Genomic DNA, 14,251 nt, shown 5'->3' on the forward strand with positions numbered 1-14,251 from the left:
TTGAATCCTGCTAATTCTACAAATTCACTTACATCAAATTCTTTTAATATTTCGCGATGTAAATAGTTTTCTTCAGCCGTCCGCGATGTGGCGTGCCCAAGTAATTCGATCGACAGATGCACCATTTTCGTAAGCTTGTCGGGCAAAATAATGCCGGAAATTCCGTTCGTGGTTTGTTCTTATTAATTTAATTATAACAAATGTAATTTTAAAATACTTTTCTCAAACGAAAAAAAACGAATGTTAAAGACAAACAAAAATAATAATTTATTATTTTAATATACTATTACTAACGAATTTATTGAATTATATAACAGAGTTTTAAATGTTAATACTCTACATTATGAGCAAGAAATAAATGGTAGGATGAATTAAGTATTTAAGACCATTATTTCTCAATAACATGGTACAATAATCACACATATATATATATATATATAACTATTGCTTTAGAACTATTTGTTCGCATCAGGATTAGCTTGATTACTTCAAGAAAGAGGGATAGAACCGTGAAGTTATTGCAATGGCTTTGCAGGAAACATATTGAAACTATAAAAGAGAATTACGAAGATGAAATTAGTAGATTACTAAGGCAGTTGAATGAAGCAAAAGTGGAAGCTAAGAGATTAAGAGATCGCGTCGATATCGCAAAAAGAGTTTTTGAGATATTCCCGAATCACGAAATTATTGGTATCGAAAAAAACAAGCAAGGTGAGGACTTGTTTGTGATCAGAAGCATGAAAGAGTCCTCATTGACTTTCTACCTTATGGGCGTTTCTTATCCTGGAATATCGAACCTTCCAAGGATGTTTGGAACAATTCTAACGGATATCTTCACTCCTGACCACACTAAATACATAAAAATCGAGGACATCCCCCGTGAGACTTATAATATAGGTAACGGTTCTATCTTGATGAAATATTTCATTAAAGAATCGAAAAAACTGGACTAAGACACATTGAAGGCTGGTTGTCCCCCAATGATGCAGATCACTTCGATCGTTCTGAGCACTTTTATAAAAAGTATGGGTTTGAAGTGAAGTTCAATCTAGATAGAACAAGCGGGAGTGTGAATAAGAACCTAAAAGACATTTGAAGTACGTATCTTACATTCAATTGATGAGTTGAAACAACTCGAGAACTATGATGTGAATTTTTTGTAAGGGAGCATTGATCAAAGGAAGAGACGAACGTAGTCAAAATGAGGTTTTTAGATTACGCGCTGGAGAAGTCAGAATGGTGGACCTAACAAAAGAAGGTTTTTGACTAGACCAGGCTAAGAAAATATCCCGTTGGTCAAAACCAAATACGATGGAACTCTGATTGATACTGGTTTATCCATTTTTTATTTATCTGAGCATAGAAAAGAAGAGCCTTTACGTAGAGCAGAAGCACAAGGATTAACGCTCCAGTAGTGGCTTGAAGAACACTTTAATTAATCATATTAATAATAAGGCGTACAGGTAGACTACCGTAGTAAAAGCAGGATGCTTAATCGGGCACACGATAGGACTAAACAGAAATGGACGGGAGAAATCATCACAAACCAGCTCGGTAATCAGGAGGATTTATCATTATGGCAACTACGATTTTTTCAGGTGTGATCGGTGAAGTTTATTATTCTTCTCTAAATATAGTCGTCATGACGCTGATGTTCTTACTTTCCGCAAGGCTTTTGATCAGTAGACAGAAGCGCGCATACCTAACGCTTACGCTTTGCATGGGAACTATGCTGCTTGGACAAATAGTTTTATTTACAATGGGCATCGCAGGAACAGAAGTGGGTCAGGGAATAACGCTAGTTCACAACATGTTAAACACATTTTCCTTCATCCTGGCGAACATGGGGATTTATCAACTGTTTGGAGTAACGACCAAGAGGGTAACGCGAACGGTATACGGTCTATTGGGGGGCGCTATCCTTCTATCATTTATGCCCGTAGCGATTGACGCCTTTACTCTGTTGTTAGTGGCTTTCGCTTATATATCCTTAAAGCCATTGATGGGCGACGGTAGGATATATGTCGCTGGGCTAACTCTTTATGCTATCGGGGCAATGTCGCATTTGTTGGAAGACTTTACGGGGCCTGCCACTGCACTACATTTCTTGGACAACCTATGTAGGACAGCATTCTTTGCAGTTTTGTTCCTCATTCTATTCGGTAAGGTAATGTCTCTCATGGAGTCCAGCTATAATAAATCCACTCGAGACGGGTTAACAGGTATGTACAATCGCTTTTATTTTTACACGACGGTTTCATTCTTGATCAGTGAGAGGAAGCCTATCTCAATCTTATTCTTTGATATCGACAATTTCAAGAAATTGAATGACACCTCTGGCCACGAGGAAGGTGACAAAGTACTTAAAGCAGTTGCTTCAATTCTAATAGAAGAGGCTGAGGAGGTAGGAATTGCTGGTAGGTACGGCGGCGAAGAAATGGTCGTACTGGTCGAGGATCCTAAAGTAAATATGGGTGAGTTTGCCGAAAAGATAAGGGCACGTATAGAGGGTGAAACCATTGTTACCGCAAGTATTGGATTCTCGACGTATGAAGAAGGAAATTCAACTGACGAAATAATTAAAAATGCAGATAAAGCGATGTATCGAGCGAAACAATCAGGTAAAAACAAAGTCGTCTCATATGAAGAACTGGCGCTGACAACGTCTTAAAAAAAAAGTCATCAAGGAAAATAAAGTTTGTTGTTAGTGGAAAATAGAGTTGGTTAGTGAATGTATGCTTTTGTGAACATTCACTTTTTTTTAGGGGGTTTGTTGCTTAAAGAGCCACCTCTTTTGTTTAACAGTAACAGTAAAGGGAGATTAACTAAACAAATAGAAGCCATTTCTAATGATCATTCGTTTAAGTATGAAATGAAAATTGAAAATAGAAAGGGGGGATTAATTAAATGTTTCGGCATTCTTTTGATGTTATTGGTATACATCAAATGTAGTATATTGAACTCCATCCGTCACCGTTAGATTATAAAACAACCGAAATGAATGATCGGCTGGTGGCTTAGTCCCGCTGCCTTTTTTTTTCAGCTAATGATCAGAATAAGTTAATAAATCGACCAAATGAATATCCCCCATTATTTACCCACGCGCATAACCATAATTACTATGTCTTCTCCCATCGAATATGAGACTAACTTATGACACCGCCTAATACCTTGAAATCTACATTGCATTCGAGTGATATCAATACTTACTTCTAAGTTGTGACATGGGAACAGCAAGAATATCACGATAATACCATCAGCCGCATTGGATTCCTACATCGGTTTGTTAATAAGACGGCATAAAAAACTCCGTTGTGCCCTGAACAAGAGGCAGGAGTGGCGCCATTACGATTTTGATGGACCGTACTCGCATCTACTCACGGGTGTCGGTAAGAGCGTTACTTTCCTCACGACGTTTGCACATTAGCAGAACTGTTAAAAAAATAAGTTTTTTTGGGGGCTTTGGCTTGCTGAAGCAAAAAGTACTCACTGCAGTTTTGGTGGACTTAGAGTTAAATAGTTAAAATTATTGCTTTAGAGCGATGGAGATACCAAGTCATGATCAATACTCATTTAAAAAGATTATATTATTTCATACAACCATATGTTAATGTGACTATCATCGACGAGACACAAAGAGAAGAAAAATGATGGAGGGGAAACACCATGGATTCAACAACGGCGCAACATGTTAAGTTGTCGAATGCAATCTCGCAGAAGAAACGATTTCATATGATTACCGACTGGGAACTGTATTTAATGCTTGTTCCGGGAATCTTGTTTTTTATCATATTTAAGTACATTCCTATGTGGGGAATTGTGATTGCCTTTCAAAATTACAGCCCTTATAAAGGAATCACAGGAAGTGAATGGGTCGGATTTAAGCATTTTGTAACGCTATTTCATTATAATGGATTCTGGTTATTACTTCGCAACACGCTGCTTATCAGCTTTTATAATCTAATTTTCTTTTTCCCTGTTCCGATTGTGCTTTCGCTACTGCTAAATGAAATTCGTGCTACCATATTTAAGAAATTCATTCAGACGGTTATCTATTTACCCCACTTCCTTTCTTGGGTCGTCGTGGTTGGCATAACTTACATGCTGCTTGGTACACAGGGTGGTCTCATTAATGAGCTCATTAAAGGAGGCGGCGGAACAGAAATTGCTTTTTTAACGACCAAAGAATGGTTTCGAGGTTTGATTGTCAGCCAAAGCATTTGGAAGGAAGCCGGCTGGGGGACGATTATTTTTCTTGCAGCACTAGCAGGTGTCGATTCGCAGCTTTATGAAGCGGCTATCGTTGACGGAGCTGGACGGTGGAGACAGCTCTGGCACATTACTCTTCCGGCGATTCGCAGTACGATACTCATACTGCTCATACTGCGCATGGGCAGCGTTCTTGATATCGGATTCGAGCATATTTTCCTCATGCTTAATTCGACGGTAAATGACGTAGGCGATGTGTTCGAGACGTATGTGTACCGTGAAGGTCTCATTGGCGGAAAGTTCAGCTATACAACGGCTATCGGCTTATTTAAATCCTTTGTGGGTTTGATTCTCATTATGGGAGCTAACTGGCTGACTAAAAAATTCGGCGAAGAAGGCGTCTACTAATCAAGTAGAGCCCCTGATTCCGATAGGAGGCACCGATTTGTTACATTATAAACCATCTATTGGCAGCAGAGCTTTTGATATAGGCAATGTGTGCATTCTTCTTCTTTTCTCGATCATCACACTATTTCCGTTTCTATATGTTATTGCGACCTCACTCGCTCCAATGAAACAGGTGCTGCAAGGCGGACTTATCCTGTGGCCGGAAACAATCGATTGGGGCGCCTACTATACGATTTTTTCCAATACGCATTTTGTCCATTCGTTATTGGTAAGCATTTTTATTACGGTAACGGGTACATTCATCAATCTCTTGTTTACAACCTTAATGGCTTATCCGCTTTCGAAAAAAAGACTGAAAGGCCGCAGTGTAATTCTGTTTTTAGTCGTCGTAACCATGTTGTTCAGTGGCGGTCTGATTCCAACTTACCTTGTTGTCAAAAACGTACATTTGCTCAACACAGTCTGGTCCGTTATTTTGCCAGGCGCAATCAGCGCATTTAATCTGATTATTATGCGAAACTTCTTTATGAGTATTCCAGAAGAGCTGGAGGAGGCCGCCCGGATTGACGGCTGTCGCAATTTTGGTGTCCTGTTTCGAGTTGTACTCCCGCTATCAATGCCAGCCTTAGCTACATTTACACTGTTTTATGCGGTCGGTCACTGGAACAACTATTTTTCGGCGGTTATGTATATAAACAAGTCCGACCTCTGGCCAATTCAGGTACTGCTGCGTCAAATGATCATCGAGGGTTCAGTCGAGCAATTTCAAAATGCTGCGCTCGAAGCCAGTGCGCAAGTGTTGCCCAAAAGCATCAAAATGGCGGCAACGATCGTTGCAACCGTGCCGATCCTGATCGTTTATCCGTTTCTACAAAAGCATTTTGCTAAGGGAGTTTTGCTGGGATCGGTAAAAGGTTAAATTTACCTTTGGGTTTAGAGGGAGCCAATCCTTTACATCGCTCACTTTACCATATCATACTATATTCAGGAGGTCAGTACATGAACAACAAACGCAAATTGAAAAACGTTCTTTACCTTTCAATGGTGGTAGTGATACTTGGGGGCTCCACAATCGGCTGCGCAAAGAAAGATACGGCCAGCTCGACCCAGCCTTCGTCTTCTGCTAAGGCAGACACCAGCAAGCGTATCAAGATCAGCTCGATGTTCCCGCTTTACGGTGATCCGGCGCAAAAGACAGAGGCATGGAAATTTATTGAAGATAAATTCAACATTGATTATGAGCCACTAGCCATCCCGAACAATAGCTCGGAGGAAAAAGAAAAACTCGCCGTTGCATCAGGCGATATGGCGGATTTCATGGTATGGGAATCGTTCCCTTCAGCCGATTTTTACAATTATACACAACAAGGCGCATTCCTCGCGCTTGACGACTATATCAAAAATTCGCCAAATATTATGAAGTTGCCTAAGTCAGTTTGGGACAACGTAAAAATTAACGGAAAAATCTATGGTATTCCTCGTCCGCGCCCATTAACGACTACCGCGATCATGATTCGCAAAGATTGGCTCGATAATCTAGGAATGCCAGTTCCCAAAACGACGGATGATCTGTTTAAGACAGCGGTAGCATTTACCAAGAATGACCCTGACAAAAATGGGAAAGCGGATACGTTCGGCTTTGCCGTCGGTGAAAACCTTGCGTTCCTCGAAACGGTTTGGCACGCATTCGATACCGGAAACACCTGGCGAGTGATGGAAGACGGTACTTTAATGAACAGCGCCATTACTCCAGGGCGCAAACAAGCACTCACCTTTATTAGAGACCTGTATAAGGAAGGCGCCATTGATAAAGATTTTGCTGTGTTAAAAACAACACAGGTTTGGGATAAAATCAACAACGGAAATGCGGGTATTTACATTGGTAACATCAGTGATTATGCTCATTTTGTGCCGGATACAACAAAAATAAACCCGAATGCAAAATTCGAATTGATCCCGCTTGTTACTGGACCAACCGGTAAATCGGGTGTGAACGAACAAATCGGTTTTTATGGTTTGCAAGCGGTCCCAGCCAAGCTTGAGAAGGATCCGGAAAAAGTAAAACGAATTATCAGCATCCTAGATTGGCAAATGAGCGATGAAGGAGCAGTGTTCAAGGATTATGGATTAGAAGGCGTCCATTATACGAAGAATGCTGATGGAACCTTAAAGGTAAATACCGACAAGCTGAAGGCAGATGCCGTTGTAAATTTGATCTCCCAAAACAAATTCGATCCTTATTTTAATGTTTCGAAAACAGCTGCGCCTGAAATCCAAAAAAAGCAGCATGATATGTTTGACTATGATGCAGATAAAGGCGTAAAAAACCCGGGAATCAGTTACCTGGCGCCTACACAGATCGAAAAGGGTGCCGATCTGAACAAGCTGCGTGATGAATTCTTCGTCAACGTAGTGATGGGCAAGAGACAGATCGAGGATTTCGACAAGTTCGCGAATGAATGGCAGGATAAAGGTGGCCGTCAACTCACGAAGGAAGTAAATGACTGGTATAAAGCAAACAAAAAATAAAGGCAATCAATAATCATCAGCAAAGGAAGATCATTTTCTCATGGGAGATGGTCTTCCGGTTGTTTCCTCGAAAGGTGGTGCAAAGTGCTACGTACAATATGGAATAGACAGTCAACTTATCGTACGCGGTTAAAGGTACTGCTTGCTGCTTCGCTTATTTCTATCATACCAGTCATTGTACTTGGCTTCATAACGTACATGATCGCTAGTTCCAGTATCATGCAGGGAATCAGCAAGACGAACAAAGAAACGATGCGGCAAGTCCAAGAGCGAATTGACAAACTGCTGGTGACGAATGACAAGATTGTCTTGCAGCAAGCGTTCAATCCGACGTTAACTGATTTTTTAAAAGAGCCGGATCCTCTAGATAATATTCAATCGTTAAAAAATGTAACGACCATATTAAATACTATGGAAATGCTAATCGACAATGTGGATTCCGTTTATTTATACATGAATCGCCAGCAGCTAGCTATTAATCCAAGTCAGGGCATTGTAGAAGCACCCAAGCTCGGAGCGGAGCTACTTCAACACATTAATGAAAGCAAAGAGCCTTTTTTTTGGTATGAACACAATACGACTCGATCAGAATTGAATGTCGGGTCTCATGTCGTTACTTTGGTACGTCGTTTGCCAGTTTCGTCCGATCAGGCGCTCGGCTATTTGATCATCAATTTGAACGAACAGGCAATCTTCAATGTGTTTGGCAGTATGTATGCCGGCACCAACGGTGAGATGCTGATTCTTACACCGTCAGGGAATGTTCTGTCGGATTGGCACAAGCCGCTCAATCGGGAGTTACTCAGCGATCACTCCATCCACGTGATGATGGCGTCCGACATTCCGGAATCCTCCGATAAGATCAAGATTAACGGAGATTGGATGTTGGTAAGCACGCTGAAATCGGACTACAATGGATGGCAATATGTATCGAGTCTGTCGCTAAGAGAGCTGACAAGACCAATTCAATCTATAAAATATACGACTACTATTATTTGTCTGGCTCTTATCTTGATTAGCTTATTCGCCTCTATTCTGCTATCAAAGCGGTTGTTTCAGATTATTTCGGGGATTACGGAGTCGATTCGTGTTATTGGAAAGTTTAATCCGACGTCACAGCGAAAAATGGACGAGTTCGGTCTCATTCATTATTACGTGGAAACGATACGTTCAGAGAATGACGAACTTGAAAATCAAATTAAACAATCGATGCCGCTCTTGCGCGCCAACTTTATTCAGCGCCTGCTTACGGAGCCATTTCGTTCCGATGAGTTTAATGAAAAGCTCAATTATTATCAAATTTCGGTAAAATGCCCTTTTTATACCGTATTATGTATCGAGCTGGATAATCTGCGCTGCCAATCTGAGCAAGACGTTAACTTGTTTTTTTATGGGGCGATTAATATTGTCAAAGAGATTATCAGCCACTATACAGACGGCATGGTCGTTAGAATGCAATCCGATCAAATTGCTGTTGTTATCAATCACGGCTTGGAGAGCGATGAGCCGAGTCTACTGCAAGCAGAAATATTTCGTATTTCTGAAGAAATACGAACCTTAATCGAGCAAGTGCTGCGAGTAACGGCGACCATTGGTGTCGGCCACAGCTTTTTGGGATTTGAGAACATCCAACGATCATATAAAGAAGCGGTTGAAGCGCTTAAGTACCAGTTGTTAGAAGGAACGGGTACGGTTCTATTTATTGAACAGGTTAATCCGGAAGCAACTACGTTAACGTATCCGGTGGAGCAAGAACAATCGGTATTAACAAATCTAAGACTTGGAAATCTTGAACAAGCAAGCAGTGCGGTCGATGATTTCGCTGTATCGTTAAAAATGAAAGGTTCGTTAACGACAGACTATGTCCGTCAATCTTTCGTTCAGCTTGTTGCAGCGGCAATGCGTACGTTATATGAACTTGACCCCACGGAAGGGCCAACGCTGTTTGAAGAAAATGTCTACCAGACTGTAAATGGTTTTAAAACGATGGAACACATTGTTCAATGGCTCAAGAAGGACATGTTCCCAACGATTATTACTCATATTCGCCATCTGCGAAGTGAACGGAACTCGTTAATCGCGGATAAAGTTCTGCGCTACATTCACGAACATTATGATGAAGACTTATCACAGCCGTTTCTCGCAGAAATGGTCATGATGCCGGTTTCACATTTCAGCAGCTTATTCAAGCAGGAGGTTGGCGTAACGTTTACCGATTACGTGATCGCCTATCGAATTGATAAAGCGAAGGAATTACTAACGCAAACGGATTTAAAAGTGACGGATATTGCCGACCGGCTTTGTTATAACAACTCGCAAAATTTTATACGCGCATTTAAGCGTCTGACAGGAGTAACACCAGGGGAATACAGGGTGAAACATGTAAAGACTTTGCAACAATGACCACATGTAGTGAGCCAACTCTATCGTTAACATATATTTATATAGAGGAGAGACTGATATGCAGCAAGTGAAAGCTATATTGATTGGTGCCGGAGCGCGTGGAGCACGCAGCTATGCGCCATATGCACTCGATTTCCCTAATGAATTGAAATTTGTCGCCGTCGCGGAACCCGATCAGGAGCGGCTTGAGACATTTGCTCGGGAGCACGGCATTCTACAAGAGAATTGTTACTCCTCGTGGGAAGAGATTTTGGACCAGCCAAAGCTTGCAGATTTTGCATTGATTTGTACACAGGATCGCATGCACTTTGAGCCGACTTTGCAGGCGCTCCAGAAGGATTATCATGTACTGCTTGAGAAGCCGATGTCTCCGGAGCCAGCTGAATGCGTGAGAATGGAACAAGCAGCGAAAGAAGCAGGAAAGCTGCTGACGATTTGCCATGTGCTTCGGTATACTCCGTTCTGGCAAACGATTAAGAGGCTGATAACTGAAAAAAGAATAGGCGAAATTGTTTCCATTCAGCTAAATGAGAACGTTGGCTATTGGCATATCGCGCACAGCTTTGTTCGGGGAAACTGGAACAATTCTGAGAAATCAAGTCCGATGATTTTGGCTAAATCCTGCCACGATATGGATGTGATCTCTTGGCTGATGGACCAGCCTTGTACGCACGTGAGCTCTTTCGGATCCCTCATGCATTTTCATAAAGGGAATGCTCCGAAGGGTTCTACTTCGCGCTGTTTGGACGGCTGCGCCGTGGAATCGCAATGTCCTTACTCGGCGCCTAGATTTTATTTAGGCGAAGGGTTAGGGTGGTCAGGACATTTTACAACAGAAAAAACGCGAGAAAGTATTATTAATTGTTTGAAGGAAAACGACTATGGCCGCTGTGTTTATCAATCTGATAATAACGTGGTTGACCATCAAGTAGTCAATATGAACTTCGCCAATGGCGCCACTGCGATATTCAGCATGTCCGGGTTCACAAGACACCAGGAGCGCCGTATTCAGATCATGGGAACAAGAGGTGAAATCCGCGGTGAAGAGGGAAGAGTCATGCTGATGGATTTCTTGACTCATGAGGAAACTGAAATAAAAATTGCTAAGCAGACAAGCGGACATGGAGGGGGAGATAGCGGTATTATGAAGCGCTTTCTAAATGAAGTTCGCAATTACAACGGCGGAGACAGCCTGACCTCCGCTTCCGCATCTGTTCGTAGTCACTTAATGGCTTTTGCAGCGGAGCAATCTCGTCTGAATCATGGCCAGTCTATTTCATTGCACGACTACTATCAACTACTGTTGAATGATACTCAACAAAAAGGAAGTGGAGTTCATGTGGCGCTCGGCAATTGAAGATGCAATGAAAAAAATAAAAAATAATATCCATAACCATCCTGGACTGCTCCCACATATTACGGAAAATCAAAGATACAAATGGGGTGAAAACGGTGGTTGGATAGAAGGCTTTTATATCGGTATGATGTGGTTGTCTTATGAATACAGCGGAGATGAGGAGTTTAAACAAAGCGCAGAGTCTTTTCTGGAAAACTTTAGTCAGCGCTTGGATCAACATTACCATCTCGACCATCATGATTTGGGATTTCTATATTCACTTTCTGCTACCGCGCAGTGGATGATTACCGGAGATGAAAAGGCTCGGGCTGTAGCCTTGAAAGCAGCCCGCGAGCTTAAAGATCGTTGGCGCCCTGCGATTGGCGCTATTCAAGCATGGGGAAAAGAAGGAGATCCCAAAAATGGAGGACGAATTATCATTGACTGTTTAATGAACCTCCCGCTATTATTTTGGGCTTATGAACAAACAGACGAGAAAGATTTTTATAATATAGCCTACCATCATGCGCATAAAAGCCGTCGGTTTCTGGTTCGAGGGGATTATTCTTCTTATCATACGTTTTATTTTGATCAGACAAATGGCAATGCTTTGCACGGGGGAACGCATCAGGGCTACGAAGACGGATCGACATGGACAAGGGGGCAAGCCTGGGGCATTTATGGTTTTGCCCTTTGCTATCGTTACACGAAAGATAAAGCGTTCTTACACACATCAAAAGAAATGGCTAAATTCTTTTTGGAGTACTTGCCGGAAGACCGCGTTGCCTATTGGGATTTCGACGTTCCAATTGATGAGAAAACACCGAGAGACAGCTCAGCATCGGCTATTGTTGCTGCGGGCTTGCTCGAACTTTTGGATTTACTCGAGGGAGATGACCCCGACCGACCGTCGCTCGAGTCTGAACTTCAGCGATCCATGGCATCAATGGTTAATAACTACTCGACGATGACGCTACCAGATGCCGAAGGCTTATTGCAGCATGGCTCATACCACGTACGCGGAAACAGTGGCCCAGACGATTATATGATTTGGGGCGATTATTTTTATCTGGAAGCTCTTGTGCGAATCGAAAAAGGTTTGAAAGGGTACTGGTCAGAGGTAAAGTAGAGGAGTACGAATATGCTAAAAGAACGTTATTTGGATAATTTAAAGAATCTGTTACTTCCGCAGGCGGATTATCTTCCATACCCTAAATTTAGCGATAGGAACATGTGGCAATCCCTCGATGAATCCGTAAAGCAGGAATGGGTTACTAAAGGAGAGGAATTCCTGTCATATTCTTGGCTACCGCTTTCCGCTACCGACTTTTTGGCATACACTCGGAATGGCAACGTTGTACAGTATGAAAATAAATTAAAAGAACGTAGAGTAGTGCTATCTACGTTAGTTTTGGCAGAGTGTTTCGAGGGGCGCGGCCGTTTTCTGGATATAATCATTAACGGAATATGGAGCATCTGTGAAGAAACCACATGGATCATCCCTTCCCATATGGTGTTATCCAAGGCTAGCGCCAAATTATCGCTACCTGATGTAACGGATGTGTTTATTGATTTATGCGCAGGCGAGACGGCGAACGTACTTGCTACGACATATTACCTTTTAAAAGAGTCGTTTGATGAAGTCAGCACAAGCATTTGCGCGCGAATTCAACATGAAATAAATCGTCGCATTCTTGAACCGTACTTGGAACGTACCGATTTATGGTGGATGGGTTTTGATGCGAATCGAAAAATGAACAATTGGAATCCGTGGGTAAATTCGAATGTGCTTCTCTGCCTCTTATTATTGGAAGAGGATGAGGAGAAGCGCATTATGGGAATCGCAAAGATGATAACCAGCTTGGATCGATTTATTAATGACTCCGAAAGGGATGGCGGATGTGAAGAGGGTCCAGTTTACTGGCATCGTGCCGCCGGATCGTTATTCGATTGCTTGGAGTTACTATACGGAGCCTCAGGAGGGCAAATAAATTTATACAATGAACCACTCATTCAAGAGTTAGGGCGATACCTGTACAGAGTCCATATTGATGAAAATTATTACATCAATTTCGCAGATGGAAGCGCTATGCTGCAAATAGAATCAGACCTCGTTTATCGGTACGGGGTTCGGATCGGGGATCAGCGTCTGGTTAGCTTGGCAAGAAGCGCATTTTCGACTAATGCCAAACAGCTGTCAGGCTGGCTTACGATGCATCGCGTACTGCCTGCGCTTTTCCAGGTAGGAGACAAGCTGAAGGATGACGCTTCGGCTCCATATTTAAAAGACGTTTGGTTGAACGAAATCGAGGTCATGGCAGCAAGGGAGCAAGAAGGCTCGAGCTGCGGGCTCTACTTGGCAGCGAAAGGCGGACATAATGCAGAGAGTCACAATCATAATGACCTCGGTCACTTTATGGTCTATTCCGACGGCATCCCTTATCTGATTGATGTCGGTGTAGAAACATACAGTGCTAAAACGTTTAGCAAGGATCGCTATGACATTTGGACGATGCAGTCGGCGTACCACAACGTACCAATGGTAAATGGCATGCAGCAACTGCCAGGAAATAACTTCAAGGCGAGCGATGTACATTACAATACGACTCCGGACTCAGCCCAGTTCTCTTTGAACATAGCTTCCGCATACCCTGAATCATCGGGAATAGTCTCTTGGAAGCGTACATTTACCTTTTCGCGTCAGAAGACTGCTCAAATTTTGATTGAGGAAGATTTTCAGCTTAACTCTGCTACAGATGATATCAAGCTTCACTTAATAACCCCATGGGATCCTCAAATAGAAGAGAATGGTATTATTGTCTTTAAGAGTGCAGAAGACAGTCAGATGCAGGTGGATTATGATAAAAGTTTACTAATTGCATCTAAAGAAGAAATTGTCGTGTCCGATCCCAAATTGCAAGCGGTATGGGGTCCCACTCTTTATCGAATTATCCTTAAAAGCAAGCTTCCTGTATCTGAATCCAAATGGAGTTTGATTATTATAAATACTAATAGCAAAACAACTAAGAACTAGATTGGATTTCTATTTTAAAATAAAGGCTTATCCTCAAGGACTGATAGTATAATTTAATAAATTACCGGACTAAAGTAAGAAGCTGTCTTGGTCATTTTTTCGTTTGAAATTGTAGTTGATGATATGATGGTTTTTACAAAAGGAAACATTGCTAACAAACTTTATTTTCCACTTTTACGTTTACTAACTTTGGAAAGGCTCTTAACTAACAAACTTATTATGCTTTTAATTATTTTTAAAAACCACGGAATTAATGACTTTGACTAACAAACTTTATTTTCCTGCATCAGGTGAAAGTGATCAAGGAAAATAAAGTTCGTTATTGAATGTTT

9 protein-coding genes are annotated in these 14,251 nt (G+C 41.8%); all 9 read left to right on the forward strand.

Annotated elements, in window-relative coordinates; translation table 11 throughout:
• The first annotated feature begins 509 nt into the window (after positions 1 to 509).
• The 9 genes from AC58QO_RS28120 to AC58QO_RS28160 all read left to right on the forward strand — a co-directional run bounded on the left by AC58QO_RS28120 (position 510) and on the right by AC58QO_RS28160 (position 13,919).
• Positions 510 to 953, forward strand: a complete 444-nt coding sequence (locus AC58QO_RS28120) for a hypothetical protein (RefSeq protein ID WP_497271429.1) — start codon at positions 510 to 512, stop codon at positions 951 to 953.
• Between the two features lie 623 nt (positions 954 to 1,576).
• Entirely contained in the window at positions 1,577 to 2,671 is a 1,095-nt protein-coding gene (locus AC58QO_RS28125) for a GGDEF domain-containing protein (RefSeq protein ID WP_497271431.1), read from the forward strand.
• Between the two features lie 995 nt (positions 2,672 to 3,666).
• Positions 3,667 to 4,617 (forward strand): ABC transporter permease, encoded by a 951-nt coding sequence (locus AC58QO_RS28130; protein WP_497271433.1) that lies wholly within the window; start codon positions 3,667 to 3,669, stop codon positions 4,615 to 4,617.
• A gap of 37 nt (positions 4,618 to 4,654) precedes the next feature.
• The gene (locus AC58QO_RS28135) at positions 4,655 to 5,536 is read left to right on the forward strand and encodes a carbohydrate ABC transporter permease (RefSeq protein ID WP_497271435.1); all 882 of its coding nucleotides are present in this window, start codon (positions 4,655 to 4,657) and stop codon (positions 5,534 to 5,536) included.
• An 80-nt stretch (positions 5,537 to 5,616) separates the two neighbouring features.
• Entirely contained in the window at positions 5,617 to 7,146 is a 1,530-nt protein-coding gene (locus tag AC58QO_RS28140) for an extracellular solute-binding protein (protein ID WP_497271436.1), read from the forward strand.
• Positions 7,147 to 7,230: 84 nt separating this feature from the next.
• Positions 7,231 to 9,549: a helix-turn-helix domain-containing protein gene (locus AC58QO_RS28145; protein ID WP_497271437.1), complete on the forward strand. Its 2,319-nt coding sequence runs from the start codon at positions 7,231 to 7,233 to the stop codon at positions 9,547 to 9,549.
• 58 nt (positions 9,550 to 9,607) lie between these two features.
• A complete protein-coding gene (locus tag AC58QO_RS28150) occupies positions 9,608 to 10,906 on the forward strand; it encodes a Gfo/Idh/MocA family protein (protein ID WP_497271439.1) in 1,299 nt (432 codons plus the stop codon).
• The gene (locus AC58QO_RS28155) at positions 10,887 to 12,014 is read left to right on the forward strand and encodes a glycoside hydrolase family 88 protein (protein WP_497271441.1); all 1,128 of its coding nucleotides are present in this window, start codon (positions 10,887 to 10,889) and stop codon (positions 12,012 to 12,014) included. Before AC58QO_RS28150 ends, AC58QO_RS28155 begins: the two co-directional genes overlap by 20 nt.
• 12 nt (positions 12,015 to 12,026) lie before the next feature.
• Positions 12,027 to 13,919: a heparinase II/III domain-containing protein gene (locus AC58QO_RS28160; protein WP_497271443.1), complete on the forward strand. Its 1,893-nt coding sequence runs from the start codon at positions 12,027 to 12,029 to the stop codon at positions 13,917 to 13,919.
• The last annotated feature ends 332 nt before the right edge of the window (positions 13,920 to 14,251 follow it).

It is taken from the genome of Paenibacillus sp. J31R30, assembly GCF_059692115.1.